This window comes from Herbaspirillum sp. CAH-3, assembly GCF_009668275.1.
In the GTDB taxonomy this organism is placed as follows: domain Bacteria; phylum Pseudomonadota; class Gammaproteobacteria; order Burkholderiales; family Burkholderiaceae_D; genus Herbaspirillum; species Herbaspirillum aquaticum.
On record NZ_VSWE01000008.1, the window covers coordinates 84,459 to 101,924 of the forward strand.

The 17,466-nt window shown below is 64.7% G+C and carries 13 protein-coding genes; 8 read left to right on the forward strand and 5 right to left on the reverse strand.

All coding sequences use genetic code 11. The features are described 5' to 3' along the window. Positions 1-77: 77 nt before the first annotated feature. The 5 genes from FYB76_RS11800 to FYB76_RS11820 form a co-directional block, all read right to left on the reverse strand. Positions 78-2,015 carry an ABC transporter ATP-binding protein gene (locus tag FYB76_RS11800; protein WP_370516343.1) on the reverse strand — a complete coding sequence of 646 codons (1,938 nt, stop codon included), beginning with the start codon at positions 2,013-2,015 and terminating at the stop codon, positions 78-80. Between the two features lie 4 nt (positions 2,016-2,019). Then, the gene (locus FYB76_RS11805) at positions 2,020-2,910 is read right to left on the reverse strand and encodes an ABC transporter permease (protein ID WP_154133759.1); all 891 of its coding nucleotides are present in this window, start codon (positions 2,908-2,910) and stop codon (positions 2,020-2,022) included. Further along, positions 2,907-3,863 carry an ABC transporter permease gene (locus FYB76_RS11810; protein WP_088755265.1) on the reverse strand — a complete coding sequence of 319 codons (957 nt, stop codon included), beginning with the start codon at positions 3,861-3,863 and terminating at the stop codon, positions 2,907-2,909. The genes FYB76_RS11805 and FYB76_RS11810 overlap by 4 nt, the downstream gene beginning before the upstream one ends. Before the next feature lie 100 nt (positions 3,864-3,963). Beyond that, positions 3,964-5,586, reverse strand: coding sequence for an ABC transporter substrate-binding protein (locus tag FYB76_RS11815; protein ID WP_154133760.1), 1,623 nt, complete (start codon positions 5,584-5,586; stop codon positions 3,964-3,966). A gap of 198 nt (positions 5,587-5,784) precedes the next feature. Continuing rightward, positions 5,785-6,453, reverse strand: coding sequence for a haloacid dehalogenase type II (locus tag FYB76_RS11820; RefSeq protein WP_154133761.1), 669 nt, complete (start codon positions 6,451-6,453; stop codon positions 5,785-5,787). Between the two features lie 629 nt (positions 6,454-7,082). Here FYB76_RS11820 and FYB76_RS11825 point away from each other — a divergent pair. The 8 genes from FYB76_RS11825 (at position 7,083) to fliD (ending at position 17,459) form a co-directional block, all read left to right on the forward strand. After that, positions 7,083-7,970 (forward strand): GNAT family N-acetyltransferase, encoded by an 888-nt coding sequence (locus FYB76_RS11825; RefSeq protein WP_154133762.1) that lies wholly within the window; start codon positions 7,083-7,085, stop codon positions 7,968-7,970. 20 nt (positions 7,971-7,990) lie between these two features. Further along, positions 7,991-8,917 carry a glyoxylate/hydroxypyruvate reductase A gene (locus tag FYB76_RS11830; RefSeq protein ID WP_154133763.1) on the forward strand — a complete coding sequence of 309 codons (927 nt, stop codon included), beginning with the start codon at positions 7,991-7,993 and terminating at the stop codon, positions 8,915-8,917. Positions 8,918-9,112: 195 nt separating this feature from the next. Next, complete coding sequence (locus FYB76_RS11835) at positions 9,113-10,405, forward strand: FAD-binding oxidoreductase (protein WP_154133764.1); 1,293 nt, start codon at positions 9,113-9,115, stop codon at positions 10,403-10,405. 74 nt (positions 10,406-10,479) lie between these two features. Next, positions 10,480-11,976 (forward strand): NAD-dependent succinate-semialdehyde dehydrogenase, encoded by a 1,497-nt coding sequence (locus FYB76_RS11840; protein WP_195724622.1) that lies wholly within the window; start codon positions 10,480-10,482, stop codon positions 11,974-11,976. Positions 11,977-12,025: 49 nt separating this feature from the next. Beyond that, complete coding sequence (locus FYB76_RS11845; RefSeq protein WP_154133765.1) at positions 12,026-12,928, forward strand: GNAT family N-acetyltransferase; 903 nt, start codon at positions 12,026-12,028, stop codon at positions 12,926-12,928. 179 nt (positions 12,929-13,107) lie between these two features. Beyond that, complete coding sequence (locus FYB76_RS11850) at positions 13,108-14,484, forward strand: aspartate aminotransferase family protein (RefSeq protein WP_154133766.1); 1,377 nt, start codon at positions 13,108-13,110, stop codon at positions 14,482-14,484. A 143-nt stretch (positions 14,485-14,627) separates the two neighbouring features. Further along, positions 14,628-15,122, forward strand: coding sequence for an Lrp/AsnC family transcriptional regulator (locus FYB76_RS11855; protein ID WP_081486017.1), 495 nt, complete (start codon positions 14,628-14,630; stop codon positions 15,120-15,122). 315 nt (positions 15,123-15,437) lie between these two features. Continuing rightward, positions 15,438-17,459: a flagellar filament capping protein FliD gene (fliD, locus tag FYB76_RS11860; protein ID WP_154133767.1), complete on the forward strand. Its 2,022-nt coding sequence runs from the start codon at positions 15,438-15,440 to the stop codon at positions 17,457-17,459. Positions 17,460-17,466: the final 7 nt, after the last annotated feature.

Genomic DNA, 17,466 nt, shown 5'->3' on the forward strand with positions numbered 1-17,466 from the left:
GCGGCTTAATGCTCGTGGCCTGCCTTGCCTGCCCGCCATGGCACATGGCCACGTGGGCGGCTGGGTGGGTAACCGGGTCAGACGGTGATGCCCTCCACCGGCACCAGCGGCAGCTGCGACTGCTGCAGATCCGAATCCGAACGGTGGCAGAGGATTTCGCCACCATGCTCCATGTTGCGGCGACGCGGCGGCACCACGTTGCAGACGCCATCGATGCGCTGCGCACAGCGCGGCAGGAAGGCGCAGATCTCCGGCGACGGATCGACCGCGCCAATCGGCGGCAGCTTGTGCTGGCCGGCGCCGGCCACCTGTTCCAGCCAGCCTTGCTGCATGGCCGGCACCGACGACAGCAGCAGGTGCGAATACGGGTGATAGGGCGGCGCCATCATGGCTTCGCGCGGACGGTTGGCCACCATGCGGCCGGCATAGAGGACCACGATGTCGTCGCAGATGGCGCGCACGGTGCTGATGTCGTGGCTGATGAACATGTAGGACACCTGCAGCTCGCGCCGCAGCTCGGCCAGCAGTTCCAGGATGGCGGCGGCGACCACGGTGTCCAGCGCCGAGGTCACTTCGTCGCACAGGATCAGGTCGGGCTTGGCGGCCAATGCCCGGGCCAGGTTCACGCGCTGCTTCTGGCCGCCGGAGAGTTCGGCGGGCAGGCGGTCGATGACGCTGGAAGGCAGCTTGACCAGGTCCAGCAGTTCGGCCGTGCGGCGGCGCATGGCATCGCCCTTCAAGCCATGGTAGAAGGACAGCGGACGATTCAGGATGCGGCCGATGGAGTGCGCCGGATTGAGGGCGGTATCGGCGTTCTGGAACACGATCTGCACGCGGCGGAACTGTTCGCGGGTGCGGCCTTCGAGCGTGGGTGACAGGTTCTGTCCATCGAGCTGGATGCTGCCGCGCGCCGGTGCGATCATGCCGGCCACGGCACGCGCCAGGGTGGTCTTGCCGGAACCGGATTCGCCGATGATGCCCACGGTGCTGCCGCGCTGGATGGTGAGGTTGATGTCATCCAGGATGCGCACGCCCGGCAGGCCCAGCCGGTCCGGTGCGCCGTAACCGGCCACCAGGCCGCTGATGCGCAGCAGAGGGGCACGGGCTTCGGCCGGCACGGTCTCGGGCAGGATCTCGCGCAGTTGCACCACGCGCGCCGCCGGGCAGGCGGCGGCGATGAGGCTTTGGGTATACGTATCGGCCGGGGCATGCAGCACCTGCTCGGTGCTACCGACTTCGCGCACGGCACCATCGCGCAGCACGATGATGCGGTCGGCCATCTGCGCCACCACGGCCAGGTCGTGCGACACGTAGACGGCGGTGGTGCCGATTTCCTTGACCACTTTCTTGAAGGCGCGCAGCACTTCGATCTGGGTGGTCACGTCCAGCGCGGTGGTGGGTTCGTCCAGGATCACCAGTTCCGGATCGGTGATCAGGGCCATGGCCGCCATCACGCGCTGCAACTGGCCACCGGACACCTGGTGCGGATAACGTTCACCGATCTTGTCGGGGTTCGGCAGGGCCAGCGCACGGAACAGCTCGACCGCCTTGCGCATGGCGGACGCCTTGTCCATCACGCCGTGCTGCAGGGCGCTTTCGATCACCTGGTCCATCAGGGTGCGGGCCGGATTGAAGGCGGCGGCCGCACTCTGGGCGATGTAGGCCACGTGGTGGCCGCGCATGGCCAGCAGTGCCTTCTCATCCATCTGGTCGATCTGGCGCTGGCCGATGCGCACCTGGCCACCAACGATCTGGCAACCGGAACGCGCATAGCCCAGCAGCGAGAGTGCGATGGTGGTCTTGCCGGAACCGGATTCACCGATCAGGGCCAGCACTTCGCCGGGGGCGACGGTGAAATTGACGTTCTTGACGATCTCGACCTGGCTGCCGTCGTCCTTGCGGGCATTCACGCGCAGGCCCTGCACTTCCACCAGCGGCCGCACTGCCGCCGCGCCCGCCGCAGCGCCAGCACCGGCGCCGCTTTCCTTGCCGAGGAAGATATCGAATTGCTTCACAGGCTTACTCCTTGGCAGCACGCTTGCCGCGCAGGTTATCGATCAACAGGTTCACGCCGATGGTCAGCGAGGCAATCGCCAGGGCCGGCATGATCACCGCCAGGGCCCCTTCGCCCAGGCCGGAAATGTTTTCGCGCACCAGCGAACCCCAGTCCGCATCCGGCGGCTGCACGCCCAGCGAGAGGAAGCTCAGGCCCGACAGCAGCAGCACCACGTAGACGAAGCGCAGGCCGAAATCGGCCAGCACCGGGCGGATCATGTTGGGCAGCATTTCCACGGTCATGATGTACCACACGCCCTCGCCGCGAGCGCGCGCAGCCTGCACGTATTCCATGGCCTGCACGTTGACCGCCAGCGAACGGGCGATGCGGTAGGCACCGGGCATGTAGGTGATGGCAGCGGTAAGCACCAGCAGGAACATGGAAGAACCGAAGGTGGCCACCATCATCAGCGCGAACATCTTGCTGGGAATGGAGATCAGGGCATCGAGCGCACGGCTGATGACGGCATCGCGCCAGCCGCCCGAGAAGGCCGCGAACAAGGCGATGGCGGTACCGGAGAGGCTGGCCACCACGGTCGACAGCAAGGCCAGGCCGATGGTGGCGCGGGTGCCGAAGAGGATGCGGCTCAACATGTCGCGGCCCAGGTAGTCGCTGCCCAGCAGGAACTTGTGGCTCATGCCGGAGAACACGTCGGTATCGACGATGGCAGTGGCGTCGTAGGGCGAGATGCTGGGGCCGAGGATGGCCATCAGGATCCAGAAGCCGACGATCACCATGCCGATCCAGGCCATGTTCGAATGGCGGCGCACGCGCTTGGCCGGTGCGGTGGCTGCGGCAGCCGGTGCGACAGGCGCGCCCGCTTCGGTGCCGGGGGAGTCGTGGAGAGCTTTCATCGGGTCTTCAACCTTGGATTGGAAACAATGGCCAGCACATCGGCGGTCAGCACCAGCAGCAGGTAGCCGGTGCAGAAGATCATGGAACAAGCTTGCACCAGCGGCATGTCGCGGGTGGTCACGGCATCGATCATGAGGGTGGCGATGCCGGGATAATTGAAGATGCTCTCGACGATGAGGACGCCGCCCAGCAGGTAGGACAGGCTCAGCGCCACGGCATTGGCAATCGGGCCGATGGCGTTGGGCAGCGCATGGCGCAGCACGATGCGGGTGCGCTTGACGCCTTTGAGCAGCGCCATTTCGGCATAGGACGAACGCAGCTGGTCGATCACGGCCGCGCGTGTCATGCGCGTCATCTGGGCCACGATCACGCAGCACAGGGTCAGCACCGGCATGGCATAGGCCTTGATGAAAGCACCCAGGGTGGCGGCATCGCTGGCATGCGACAGGGCCGACAACCAGCGCAGCTTGACCGCGAAGATCATCACGGCCACCGTGGCCACCAGGAATTCCGGCACGGACACCATCGATACCGCGCTGACGTTGACGGCGCGATCAAAGAAGGAACCGCGATACATGGCCGAGAAGATGCCCAGGAACAGCGCCAGCGGCACCGACACCAGGGCCGTTACGGCCGCCAGCATCAGCGAGGCCGGCAGACGGCCGCCGATCATCTGCGCCACCGGCACATTGTTGACCAGCGACATGCCGGGGTTGCCCGAGAGCAGGTTGCCCAGCCAGTGCGCGTAGCGCAGCGGGGCCGGCAGGTCCAGGCCGTATTGCAGGCGCAGCGCGGCCACCGTCTCGGGCGTGGCGGCCTGGCCCAGTGCGGTCTGGGCGGCGTCGCCCGGCAACAGGTTGGTGATGAAGAACACGCCGGCCGAGACCAGCAGCAGCGTCAGCGCAGCCTGCAGCAGGCGGCGCACGATCAGACGCAGGATCATTGCATTCATAGCTTTCCTCGGTAACGAGTGGCGGGGCCGGCCATCGAGATGGACCGGTCCCGCGCGACTTCCACTGACAGCGTAGGTCAGGCGTGAGACTTTCCCGGACTCACGCGTCCAGCCAGACGTACTCCGCACAGGTGTAGTTCATGAACGCACCCAGCGGCACCGGATCGATCCCCTTGACCTTGGTGCTCATGCCTTCCAGGTTGATGATGAAGACCGGGATGCCCAGGCCACACTTCTCGTGGATCATGGTCTGCAGGTCGGCATACATCGCCTTGCGCTTGGTGAAGTCGGTCTCGCCGCGCGCGGCCACCACCAGCTGGTCGAACTGCGGATTCTTCCAGCCCGACTCGTTCCACTGTGCATCCGACTTGAAGAACTGGGTCAGCAGGATGTCGGCGCTGGGGCGCGGATTGATGTTGCCGAAGCCGACCGGCACCTTCATCCATTGGTTGGACCAGTAGCCGTCTGCGGGTACGCGCTTCACATCCAGCTTCAGGCCGATCTTGGCGGCGCTCTGCTGCATCAGCACGGCCATGTCGACCGAACCGGTGGCGGCCACCGAGGCCACGATGGGGATGGTGCTGCCCAGCACGCCTGCCTTCTCCAGGTGGAACTTCGCCTTCTCCGGATCGAAGGGACGCTGCGGCAGGCCGGCGAAGTAGAAGCGGTTGGTCGGGTCGATCGGCTGGTCGTTGGCGGTCACGGCATAGCCACGGAAGGCGGCCATCTTGATCTGTTCGCGGTCCAGCAGGTACTTCATGCCCAGCGTGAAGTCCATGCTGTTGCCCGGGGCCTGGTCCTGGCGGATGACCAGGTCGGTGTACTGGCCCGACTTGGTTTCCATGACGGTATAGCCCGGCGTGCCCTTGACGCGGCCGGTGGAACGGGCATTGACGTCATTGATCCAGTGCACGTCGCCGGAGAGCAGCGCATTGACGCGCGCGGCTTCGTCGGGGATGCCGAAGAGTTCGACTTCGTCCAGGTAGGGCAGGCCCGGCTTCCAGTAATTCTCGTTGCGCACGCCGATGGTGCGCACGCCCGGGGTAAATTCCTTGAGCTTGAAGGCACCGGTCCCGTTGGGGGTGCTGAAGTTGGTGGTGCCGTCGCGGATGATGAGGAACTGCGCGGTCGCCAGGATCACCGGCAAGTCTGCGTTGGCGCTGGTGAGCTTGATCTGGACTTCGTTGGGGCCGGTGGCCTTGACCGATTCGAACTGGTCGGCCACGACCTTGACCTTGGAGGCGGTGGCCGGATCCTTGTGGCGCATGATCGAATAGACCACGTCGGCCGGGGTCAGCGGTTTGCCGTCATGGAAGACCACGCCCTTGCGCAGCTTGACGGTCCAGGTGATGGCGTCGGTGGTCAGCATTTCTTCGGCCAGCACCATCTGCGGTGCGAGCTTGCCATCGAGCTTGGTCAGGCCGTTGTAGAACATGTGCACCCGGGTGTAGTCGGTGGAGTGCGCGGTCTTGGCCGGGTCCAGGGTATCGGCCGTGGAGCTGGTCTGGGTGGCGATGCGCATCTTGCCGCCGCGCTTGCCGGTCTGCGCCATGACGCTGCCGCTGGCGGTCAACAGGCCGGTGCCGCCGACCGTCATGAGGCTGCCGGCCAGCAGGGTGCGCATCATGTCGCGGCGGGTGAAACCGCCAGGGGCCTGGTCCAGCGAATCGCCGGTGATGATGGAACCCTCTTTGGGGTGATGTCCGTTTTCCTGCTTGCTCATGAAATGCCTCACGATAAATGTTCAACCACGAAGACCACCGGCCTGCCCTGCCGTCTGCATGTTGCAGATCCCTCGGGAGGGCATGCCGCTTATTGGGTCCGGCAGACTCCTCGCAACATTGATACCAGCTCGGGAGCACACCGGGAATGACGGAAACTGCACGGGAGCCACACGGCTCCCTCACTACTGACAAGCGCCTTACAGACCCAGCACGCCCGGCAGGCCGGAGATGTCCTGGATCTCGGTGTAGCCGTAATACGGGGTCGAGGGTTCATGGCCGCGTGCCACGAAGACCTTGTTCTTGATGCCCATGTCGGAGGCCGGCATGAGGTCGTAACGCAGGCTGGAAGAGACGTGCAGCACGTCTTCCGGATTGCAGTTCAGGTTGTCGAGCATGTATTCGAAGGCGCTCAGGCGCGGCTTGTAGGCTTGCGCCTGCTGGGCGGTGAAGACCTTGTGGAAGGGTGCGCCCAGTTGCTCGACGTTGTGCATGATCTGGCTGTCGTCGGCATTGGAGAAGATCACCAGCGGGAACTCCTTGGCCACCTTGGAGAGGCCGGCCGGCACGTCGGCGTGCGGACCCCAGGTCGGCACGGCCTTGTAGAAGGCACCGGTTTCCTCGTCGGTGGTCTTGATGCCCCAGCGCGCGCAGGTGCGGGTGATGGCGTTCTTGCAGACCTGTTCGTAGGGCTTCCATTGGTCCAGCACTTCATCGAGGCGATAGGCTGCGAACTGGCGCAGGAAGAACGGCATGTCTTCGGCGGAGACGCGATCGGCGTAGATCTTCTGTGCGGTTTCCGACATCTGGAAACGGGTCAGGGTGCCGTAGCAATCGAAGGTAATGAACTTGGGCTTGAAAATGCTCATGGAAAATCGTCCTGTCAAAAAAGGGGGCGCATCACCTGGTAGGCCTGCGCTGGAGGCTGCTTGCTTGCGGGATTACGGTTGACTGCATGAGAAGGATTACAACATAGCGAAACTTGCGATTTATTCCTTTTTGACCGGGCCGCGAAACAGAAATATGTGTTTTCAGCGGTCCAATCAGCATAGCTTGCCGAGCAGTGCAGCAATGCGAGCCGGGTGCGCTGCTTTGGGGCATTTTCACCAAGCTGGTGCGGATTGTGTCCGCAAGCTGGCGCATGTCCGAGGCTGCCGTCGCACAGGCCATTGACCGTCGCATCGGCCTGCACACCTCGCTGCACTGCCTGGGCAGAGCCTGCGGGGCTGCACCATGCTACTGCCGGTGGCGCCCAATTTTGTGCCGAGAAGAGGGGGCAGATCGCCATAAGATTGCGAATTGGCAGGCCCGAAAACTGCCGCACTATGCCGCGCCGGGTGCATCATCGCTGGGGTAGCGTTGCAGGCCCGGCCAACGGGCGGGGCCCGCGGCGCGAGATGACTGAATCAAGCAAACCATTTATATGATTTGGCGGAACAGGGGCGACTCCCGCCCTCGATTGATCCGCACCGCCACCGTATCGACAAGGACACGCTGCATGACTACCCAAAGCACGCTGCCGGCCGGGCAGGCCGTACAGACCACCCTGCGCCCCATGCGCCCCGAGGACCTGGCCAGTTGCCACGCCATGAGCCTGCATCTCTACTGGCCGCACCGGCTGGCCGACTGGCAGTTCCACCATCAGGTCAGCAGCAGCTGGGCGGTGGAACTGGAACAGCCCGATGGCACGCGCAGCGTGGCCGGCAGCGGCATGCTCTGCCCGCTGGGCGAGGACTATGCCTCGCTGGGCCTGGTCATCATCGCCGATGCCCTGCAGGGCCGTGGCCTGGGGCGCGCCATGATGCAGCGCCTGCTGCAGGATGCAGGCACGCGCAACGTCATCCTCAATGCCACCGAGGCCGGACGTCCGCTCTATGAAAAGCTGGGCTTCGTGGTCACCGACACGCTGAGCCAGCACCAGAGCACCACCGCGCATGCCACCCCGGTGCTGGCCGCAGGCGAGCGCATCCGTGCGCTGCACAAGGACGAATTGCCCTTCCTGCTGGCGCTGGACCGCCAGGCCAGCGGCATGGACCGCAGTGCCCTGCTGGTGCCGCTGCTGGACAGCTCCCAAGTGGCCGTGCTGGAACAGGGCGGCCAGGTCAAGGGCGTGGCCTACCTGCGCGAATTCGGGCGCGGACGCGTGATCGGCCCGGTCATCGCCAGCCATGTGGAGGATGCCAAGAAGCTCATCGCTTACTGGATCAACGCCTATCCGGGCGCTTACCTGCGCATCGACGTGCCGGGCCGCACCGGCCTCAAACCCTGGCTGGAGGAGATCGGCCTGACCTGCGTGGACAACGTGGTCAGCATGTGCCGTGGCACCCCGCCCGCACCCGCCACGGCGTGGCGCACCTATTCCATGATCAACCAGGCGCTGGGCTGAACGACCGGCGTAACACCACCATGACTTTTCTCTACAAGGCCGATCCGGTCCGTGGCGCCGAATGGGCGCAACTGTTTGCCGAGAAGGCCCCCGAGCTGCCCTTCCACATCTGGCCGCATGAAGGCGATGGCGCCAGCGTGCGCTACCTGGCCGCCTGGACGCCGCCGGACGATATCGCGCAACGCTTCCCCAACCTGGAAATCCTGTTCTCGGTCGGCGCCGGCATCGACCAGTTCGACATGTCCACCCTGCCCCCGGACCTGCCGGTGGTGCGCATGACCGAGCCCGGCATTGCCGCCGGCATGGTGCAGTACGTGACGCACGCCGTGCTGGGCCTGCATCGCGACAGCCGCATTTACGCGCGCCAGCAGCGTGACCAGGTATGGCGCGCCCATCGCGTGCGCCCGGCCTCGGCCTGCCGCGTAGGCGTGCTGGGCCTGGGCATGCTGGGGCGCGCCGTGCTGCAGCAGTTGCACGGACTGGGTTTCCCCTGCGCCGGATGGAGCCGTTCGGCCCACCAGATGGAAGGTATCGATTGCTACAGCGGCAGCGATGGCCTGCGCGACTTCCTGGCGCGCACCGATGTGCTGGTGTGCCTGGTGCCGCTGACCGACGATACACGCGGCCTGCTCAATGGCGAGCTGTTTGCGCAATTGCCGCGCGGTGCGGCACTGGTCAACGTCGGGCGCGGGGGCCACCTGGTCGAAGACGACCTGCTGGCCGCCTTGAATGACGGCCAGTTGAGCGCCGCCGTACTGGACGTGTGCGAGACCGAACCCTTGCCGCAGGGCCATCCCTTCTGGACCCATCCCGACATCGTGCTCACGCCCCATATCGCCAGCATGACCCAGCCCGATGGCGCGGTCGAGGCGGTGCTGGAGAACCTGCGCCGCCATCGCGAGGGGCTGCCGCTGCTGGGCCTGATCGATCGCCAGCGCGGTTATTGATGCCGCCCCGCCACTTCATCCGGAGATGCCGCATGGCAAACAAAATGCCGAACACCGACGCCACAACGGCATGCCATGCCGCTGGCGCAGGGCAGTTCGCGTCACGGCGCTGGCCTGTGCGTTCTATCCTTGATGACATGGCGCAGTGCGTCTGCAAGCCCACCTTTCCCCATTCACCTGCCTGAAGCCCCGACCATGAAGCTGGAATCCTACTGGACCGATTCTGCCCCGCTGTTCATCTCCCCCACGCGCGAGCTGCCCACGCAGGTCGACGTGGCCATCGTCGGCGGCGGCTTTACCGGCTTGTCGGCGGCACTGGCGTTGGCCAAGCGCGGGGCCTCGGTGGTGGTGCTGGAAGCCGGCCCGCATGTGGCCGCTGAAGCCTCGGGCCGCAATGGCGGCCACGTCAACAACGGCCTGGCCGTGGACTATGCCGAGGTCGCCGCCAAGGTCGGCGTGGAGCGTGCCCGCGCCTGGTATCACGCCTATGACGACGCGGTCGACACGGTGGCGCGACTGGTGGAGCAGGAACAGATCGCCTGCGATTTCCTGCGCCACGGCAAGCTCAAGATGGCTACCAAACCCTATCAGATGGATGCCCTGCAACGCAGCGCCGACCGCCTCATCGCCGATGGCGTGGACAGCGACGTGGAGATCCTGGATGCCGCACGCGTGCGCGCCGAGGTGCAAAGCGAGCGCTTCCACGGCGGCCTGCTCTACAAGCGCAGCGGCCAGATGCACATGGGCCGCTTCGCCTGGGGCCTGGCCACGGCGGCCGAACGCCACGGCGCGGCCATCCATACCGGCACCGAAGTGCGACGCCTGGAACGCATCGGCAACACCCACGCGCATCGCGTCCACACCGCGCGCGGCACCATCACGGCCAAGCAGGTGCTGCTGGCCACCGGCGCCAGCCGCCACGGTGCCTATGGCAGCTTCGGCTGGCTGCGCCGGCGCATCGTGCCCATCGGCAGCTTCATCGTGGTGACCGAACCGCTGGGGGCCGAGCGCGCCGCTACCATGCTGGCCAAGCAGCGCACTTACACGACGGTGGCCAACATCCACCACTATTTCCGCATGACGCCCGATACCCGCCTGGTCTTTGGCGGACGGGCGCGCTTCGCGATTTCCAGCCCGCAGTCCGATGCGGCCAGCGGCGAGATCCTGCGCCAGAGCCTGCACGAGACCTTCCCGCAGCTGGGCCAGGTACGCCTGGATTACTGCTGGGGCGGCCTGGTCGACATGACCCGCGACCGTCTGCCGCAGGCCGGCCAACGCGACGGGCTGTATTACTCCATGGGCTATAGCGGCCACGGCACTCAGATGTCGGTGCACATGGGACAGTGCATGGCACAGGTCATGGCCGGTGACGAGTTGGCCAACCCCTGGCGCGAACGCGAATGGCCGGCCATCCCCGGTCACTTCGGGCCGCCATGGTTCCTGCCGGTGATCGGCCTGTATTACCAGCTCAAGGACAAACTGGCTTGATGGCGTGATGGCGCGCCGCTGGCTGCATTAACTTTTACTGAATGCTCGTTGATAGTTGCATTAACTTTTGCTGAATGCTCACCATGACCTCTCTGACTCTGACTCTGCAACGCCAGGACCTGATGCCCGGCACCCAACTGATCGGCGCCGAGTGGCGCGCTGCGGCCGACGGCCGTGTGCTGGAGGTGACCGACCCGGCCACCGGCCAGGTGTTCGCCACCGTCCCTGACGGCAGTGCTGCCGATGCCCGCGCCGCCGTCGATGCGGCGGTGGCCGCCTTCCCGGCCTGGCGTGCCACGCCGGCCAAGCAGCGCGCCGCCATCATCAAGCGCTGGAACGACCTGCTGCTGGCGCACCAGGAAGACCTGGGCCGCCTGATCTCGCGCGAACAGGGCAAGCCCCTGGCCGAGGCCAAGGGTGAAGTGGCCTATGCCGCCAGCTACGTGGAATGGTTCGGCGAAGAAGCCACGCGCGCCAACGGCGACATCATCCCGGCACCGGTCACCGGCCGCCGCATGATGGCCTTGAAGGAACCGGTGGGGGTAGTGGCGGCCATCACGCCGTGGAATTTCCCGGCCGCGATGATTGCCCGCAAGATCGCGCCGGCCCTGGCCGCCGGCTGCACCGTGGTGTGCAAGCCGGCCGAGGATACGCCGCTGACTTCGCTGGCGCTGATCCGCCTGGCGCTGGAAGCAGGCGTGCCGGCTGGCGTCATCAACATCGTGACCGCCTCGCGCGAACGCACCCCGGAAGTGGTCGACGTGTGGCTGGCCGACGGACGCGTGCGCAAGATCAGCTTCACCGGATCGACCGCCGTGGGCAAGCACCTGGCGCGCCATTCGGCCGATACCTTGAAGAAGCTTTCGCTGGAACTGGGTGGCAATGCGCCCTTCATCGTCTTTGACGATGCCGATGTGGACGCCGCCATCGATGGCGTGATGGCCGCCAAGTTCCGCAATGGCGGCCAGACCTGCGTGAGCCCCAACCGCATCTACGTGCAGGAGAAGGTCTATGAGAACTTCGTGGCCAAGCTCGGTGCGCGCGTGGCGGCACTGAAGGTCGGCCCGGCTACTGATCCGGCTTCGCAGATCGGCCCCATGATCAACGCCCGCGCCATCGCCAAGATCGACCAGCACGTGCGCGATGCCATCGGGCGTGGTGCGCGCGTGATCACCGGCGGCAAGCGCCTGCAGGGTCCGGGCTTCGAGAGCGACAATTACTATGCCCCGACGGTACTGGCCAACGTCACCGGCGAGATGCAGTGCAGCTGCGAAGAGACCTTCGGACCGGTGGCACCCATTACCCGCTTCGCGACGGAAGAGGAAGTGATTGCCGCTGCCAATGCCACGCCCTTTGGCCTGGCTGCGTATTTCTATTCGACCGATGTGCGCCGCATCCATCGCGTCACCGACGCGCTGGAGAGCGGTATCGTGGGCGTCAATGAGGGTGCGCTGGCCGCTGAAGCCGCGCCCTTCGGCGGCGTCAAGGAATCCGGTTATGGCCGCGAAGGCTCGGTGCATGGCCTGGATGACTACCTGCACACCAAATACGTTTGCCAGGGCCAGCTCTGAGCCATCCCCGGCCTTGCTGTCCCTCTCACTGAAACCAACAGGAGCCCCCATGCCCGCGCTGTCCAACCACCAGCCCGAGACCGCCCGCGAGCCCTTGCCCGACTTGCTCTTGCGGCCGATTGCAACGGATGACCTGGGCCACTGCCACCGGCTGTCGCTGCGCTTCAAGTGGCCGCACCGGCTGGAAGACTGGAATTTCCTGCTGCAGATGGGGCAAGGCTACCTGCTGGAAAACACGGCATCGGATGCCCCGCTGCGCACGGTGGGCAGCGTGGTCTGCACCACCTATGGCGAGCACCACGCGGTCATTGGCATGTTGCTGGTGCAAGCCGAATTGCAGCGGCGCGGCCTGGGACGGCGGCTCATGCAGCACGCCGCCAGCCAGGTCAATGGCCGCAGCCTCATCGTCAATGCCACGGCTGCCGGCATGCCGCTCTACAAGCAACTGGGTTTCGTGCAGCAGGATGTGCTGCACCAGTTCCAGGGGTCCTCGGCGCAACCGGTGCTGGTCTCGCTGCCACCGGGCGAGCGCGTGCGGCCGATGGGCAAGAATGACGTGCATCGCCTGCTGGAACTGGATGCCCAAGCCACCGGCATGGATCGCAGCAAGCTGCTGCTGGCATTGCTGGAGATATCCGAAGGCGTGGCACTGGACCGCGATGGCGAGATGCTGGGCTTTGCGCTGGTGCGCCGCTTCGGCCATGGGCGCGTGATCGGGCCGGTGGTGGCGCCGGACGCGGAACGTGCCAAGGGATTGATCGCGCACTGGATCAATACCTATTCGGATTCGTTCATCCGCATCGACGTATTCGAATCGAGCGGCTTGCCGGCCTGGTTCGACAAGCTGGGCCTGACCTGCGTGGACCACGTCACGCGCATGTGCAAGGGTGAAGCACCGGCGCGCGATGCGGGCATGCAGCTGTTCTCCATCGTCAACCAGGCGCTGGGCTGAGGTGCTCGCGCTGCTGCCGCAGAAAATGCCGCAGCAGCGCGCAAAACCCATGAAGATGCTTTTTCAGGCCCGCATCTTGCGCATCGGCTGCGAGGCCAGGGGCATAGGATAGAACACATGCCGGTTGTGCCGTTTGCCTGCACGGCCTTGTTCAACGCATCTTCAGCGAGTCCCTCTCTATGCAAACTTCCGCCCTGGCCGCGCTTGACCGCAGCCACCTGATCCACCCTGTTGCCAGCTTCCGCGAGCATGAAGAGCTGGGCCCCATCATCCTCAAGTCCGGCCAGGGCGCCTACCTGACCGATCACCAGGACAAGCAGTTGCTGGATGCTTTCTCGGGACTGTGGTGCGTCAATACCGGCTATGGCCAGGAGAGCGTGATCCGTGCGGCCACCGAGCAGATGCAGCGCCTGCCGTACGCCACCGGCTATTTCCACTTCGCTTCGGAACCGGCCATCCTGCTGGCCAAGAAGCTGGTGGACATCAGCCCGGCGTCGCTGAAACACGTGTATTTCACGCTGGGCGGCTCCGATGCGGTGGATGCCGCCATTCGCTACATCACGCACTATCACAACTCCATCGGCAAGCCGGCCAAGAAGCATTTCATCTCGCTGCAACGTGGTTATCACGGTTCGTCCTCGGTGGGCGCGGGCCTGACCGCACTGCCCAATTTCCATTACCACTTCAACCTGCCGCTGCCGACCCAGCATTACCTGCCCTCGCCTTATCCCTACCGCAGCGAGCTGCAGGGCGATGAAGCCATCATTGCGGCCTCGGTGCAATCGCTGCGCGACAAGGTCGACGAACTGGGCGCGGACAATGTCGCCGCCTTCTTCTGCGAACCGATCCAGGGTTCCGGGGGCGTGGTGGTGCCGCCCAAGGGCTGGTTGAAAGGCATGCAGCTGGCCTGCAACCAGCTTGACATCCTGTTCGTGGTGGATGAGGTCATCACTGGTTTCGGCCGCACCGGCCCGATGTTCGCCTGCCTGGACGAAGACGTGCAGCCCGACCTGATGACCATGGCCAAGGGCTTGACCGCCGGCTATGCGCCTATGGGCGCGGTGATGATGTCGGACCGCGTCTACAACGGCATTGCCGATGGCGCGCCGATGAGCACCGTGGTCGGCCATGGCCAGACCTACTCGGCCCATCCGGTCAGCGCGGCGGTGGCGCTGGAGGTCCTGCGGCTGTATGAAGAAGGTGGCCTGCTGGAAAACGGCCGGCGCTTGGAACCGGTCTTCGCCGGCGGCCTGCGCGCCCTGCTCGACCATCCGCTGGTGGGCGATGCCCGCAGCCGTGGCCTGCTGGGTGCGCTGGAACTGGTGGCCGACAAGCAGACCAAGGCCCGCTTTGCGCCCGAGCTGAAACTGCATGACCGCATCTTCCAGGTGGCCTATCGCCACGGCCTGGTGTTCCGCGCGTTCGGCGACAACATCCTCGGCTTTGCGCCTGCGCTGTGCTACACGCAAGAGGATTTCGCGCTGATGTTTGCGCGCCTGCGGGCCATCCTGGACGAGGTGCTGGCCCAACCCGAGGTGCGCGCGGCCTTGCGCTGAGCACACCATCGCGAGCAATGCCCCCTGCCCGATGGGGAAATCACGGCAGGAGGGGTTAAAATGCCCTGCTACATCCCGCCGGCTCTCCCTGTGCACGCCATGCCAGGAGCGTCGGCGGGCTGAGTCGAATAACCCGAGGCAACATGATGACTAACGGCGCGTTGAAACTGGACCGGATCGATCTGAGGATTTTGTGTCACCTGCAGCAGAATAGCCGCATTACCAATGTGATCCTGGCCGACGCCGTCGGCCTCTCCCCCAGCCCCTGCCTGATCCGCGTCAAGCGCCTGGAAAAGGCCGGCTACATCAGCGGCTATGGCGCCTATATCCGGCTGGAGAAGCTGGCCGATGTCCAGATCGTGTTTACCGAAGTGACGCTCTCGGACCATCGCCGCGAAGACTTCGCCAAGTTCGAGGCCACCATCCGCAATGTCGATGAGATCATCGAATGCCACCTGGTCAGCGGTGGCTATGACTACCTGCTCAAGTTCATGACCCGCAGCGTGGTGCATTACCAGAGCGTGATCGAGTCGCTGCTGGAACAGAACCTGCGCATCGAGAAGTATTTCAGCTACATCGTCATCAAGTCGCCCTTCATCAAGCATCACTATCCGCTGGAAAAGTTCATCCAGACCTGAGACGGCCCGCGCCCCTGCCCGCCGGGCAGGGCTGCCGTCCTGCTTTCCTGAAATATCCTTCATATCGCCCCGCAGGCAGTGCCAACTGGGCTTTCCGGGCTGCACGGGTCCGGCCGAATCTTTACATTTCAGCATCGTGGCAAGCCCGGATTGCGGCTTCTCCATCGAATCTCCACAAAAATCCCCTGAAAACGCCATTTCTTGTCAGCAAACTGCCCTTTACTTTTGTAAAGACCTGCCGTTAACCTTCACGGGTCACTGACATTGCGTCAGTTTCCCGAAAGATAAGAAAATCATCATCATCCAGGGGTCAAGATGGCAACTTCCACGGGGACGATCTCGACATCGGCCGGTCCGTTAGACGTATCGACGTTGGTCAACCAGCTCATTGCAGTCGAAAGCAAGTCCAAGCTCACACCGCTGAAGACCAAGGAGAGCGGGTTCAATACGCTCATTTCCGCCTATGGTTCGCTGAAAAATGCGCTGTCGAGCTACCAGAGCGCGCTCAAGACCATGACGGCGGCCAGCTTCAGCGCCCAGAAGACCACGGTGGCCAATGCCGGTACCGGCACCAACCTGACCACCGATCCGTTCACGGCCGATGCCAACAGTGACGATTCGACCAAGGTCCTGGCACAGAAGCTCAAATCCGGCGGCTACGCCAGCGGCACCACTTTCAATGCCGGCGACTCGATTGCCATCAAGGTCGGCACCAATCCGCCCACCTTCATCACGCTGCAGGCCAACGCCACCCTGGCTGGCGTGCGCGACGCCATCAATGCTTCCAAGGCGGGCGTGACGGCTTCCATCGTCACCGATGGCAGCGGCGACCACCTGGTGATGGAATCCAATACCGGCGGCACCGCCAACACCATCAAGGTCACGGCCAACAATTCGCTCTCGGGGCTGAGCTATGACCCCACCGTGGCCGGCTCGGTGACCCAGATCCAGGCCCCGCGCGATGCCACCAAGGCGGCGGCCGGCAAGTACAGCATCGGCGTGAGCCAGCTGGCGCAGGCGGTCAAGGTCAGCTCGGCCGGCATCGCACCGGGCACCACGTTCGACAATGGCGTGCTGGCCATCAAGACCGGCAACGGTTCGACCACGCTGATCCAGCCCAAGACCAACACCCTGGCCGGCGTGCGTGACGCCATCAATGCCAGCGACGCGGGCGTCAATGCGGCCATCGTCAGCGACGGCACCAATGACCACCTGGTCCTGACCGCCAAGGACAGCGGTGCGGCCAACAACCTGCGGGTGAGTGGCACGGGCAATTTCTCCGTGTTCAACTTCGACCCCAGCGGCACCGTCACCACCACCGGCGTGGCGACCAACCAGACCTACGCCAGCGGCAGCCTGGCGCTGCAGGTGGGCAACAAGTCCTTCACGATCACCCCGACCGACCTGGACGGCAGTGGCGCCATTGGCTTGAACGACGTGATGAAGGCCATCAACGACGCCAATACGGGCGTGACCGCCAGCATCAGCAATGACGGCAGCAAGGACCACCTGGTGCTCACCCCCACCGGCACGGACGCCATCAAACTGGTCGGCAGCAATGACTATGCGGACCTCTCCGGCAGCAGCATGGGGCAACTGGCCAAGGCACAGGATGCCAAGCTGACCATCGATGGCGTGGCCGTGACCAGCACCAGCAACAAGGTCAGCAACGCGATCTCGGGCGTGACCCTGAACCTGGCCAAGGTCACCACCTCGGCCGACAATTTCACGCTCTCCATTGCCAATGACACCAGCGGGCTCTCGACGGCGGCCAACACGTTCGTCACCGCCTACAACAACCTGGCCAAGGCCATCACCAACCTGACCAAGCAGACCCCGTCCACCACCAAGGGCCAGGCCAGTACCGGCTCCCCGCTGGCCGCCGAGTCCTCGGTGCTGAACATGATGACGCAGATCCGCAGCACCATGCTGGGGGCGCTGGGGGATGATGGCGGCATGAATCTCTCGCAGGTCGGCATTGCCTTCCAGAAGGATGGCACGCTGGCGCTGGACGCCGCCAAGCTGACCACGGCCGGCAACAAGGATTTCGACGCGGTCAGCAAGCTCTTCACCGGTACCTCGGGCGTGGTGCCCAAGCTGCAGAAGGTGCTCGATGGCATCCTCAGTGACAGCGGCACGCTGGCCAGCAAGACCAAGGGCCTGCAGGACAGCCTCAAGATCGTGACCGACCAGCAGACGGCGGCCAATGCTCGGCTGCAAAACCTGAAGGACAACTACACCAACCAGTTCAACCGGCTCAACATCACGCTGGCGACGATGCAGTCGCGGCAGAGCTATCTGACGCAGCAGCTGGCGAAGTTGTCCAAGTCGTCCTGATCACGTT

Bases quoted from the DNA above. Each gene is read 5' to 3' on its own strand.
- FYB76_RS11805 (WP_154133759.1), bottom strand. From the start codon at position 2,910: ATGAAAGCTCTCCACGACTCCCCCGGCACCGAAGCGGGCGCGCCTGTC.
- FYB76_RS11810 (WP_088755265.1), bottom strand. From the start codon at position 3,863: ATGAATGCAATGATCCTGCGTCTGATCGTGCGCCGCCTGCTGCAGGCT.
- FYB76_RS11815 (WP_154133760.1), bottom strand. From the start codon at position 5,586: ATGAGCAAGCAGGAAAACGGACATCACCCCAAAGAGGGTTCCATCATC.
- FYB76_RS11820 (WP_154133761.1), bottom strand. From the start codon at position 6,453: ATGAGCATTTTCAAGCCCAAGTTCATTACCTTCGATTGCTACGGCACC.
- FYB76_RS11825 (WP_154133762.1), top strand. From the start codon at position 7,083: ATGACTACCCAAAGCACGCTGCCGGCCGGGCAGGCCGTACAGACCACC.
- FYB76_RS11830 (WP_154133763.1), top strand. From the start codon at position 7,991: ATGACTTTTCTCTACAAGGCCGATCCGGTCCGTGGCGCCGAATGGGCG.
- FYB76_RS11835 (WP_154133764.1), top strand. From the start codon at position 9,113: ATGAAGCTGGAATCCTACTGGACCGATTCTGCCCCGCTGTTCATCTCC.
- FYB76_RS11840 (WP_195724622.1), top strand. From the start codon at position 10,480: ATGCTCACCATGACCTCTCTGACTCTGACTCTGCAACGCCAGGACCTG.
- FYB76_RS11845 (WP_154133765.1), top strand. From the start codon at position 12,026: ATGCCCGCGCTGTCCAACCACCAGCCCGAGACCGCCCGCGAGCCCTTG.
- FYB76_RS11850 (WP_154133766.1), top strand. From the start codon at position 13,108: ATGCAAACTTCCGCCCTGGCCGCGCTTGACCGCAGCCACCTGATCCAC.
- FYB76_RS11855 (WP_081486017.1), top strand. From the start codon at position 14,628: ATGATGACTAACGGCGCGTTGAAACTGGACCGGATCGATCTGAGGATT.
- fliD (WP_154133767.1), top strand. From the start codon at position 15,438: ATGGCAACTTCCACGGGGACGATCTCGACATCGGCCGGTCCGTTAGAC.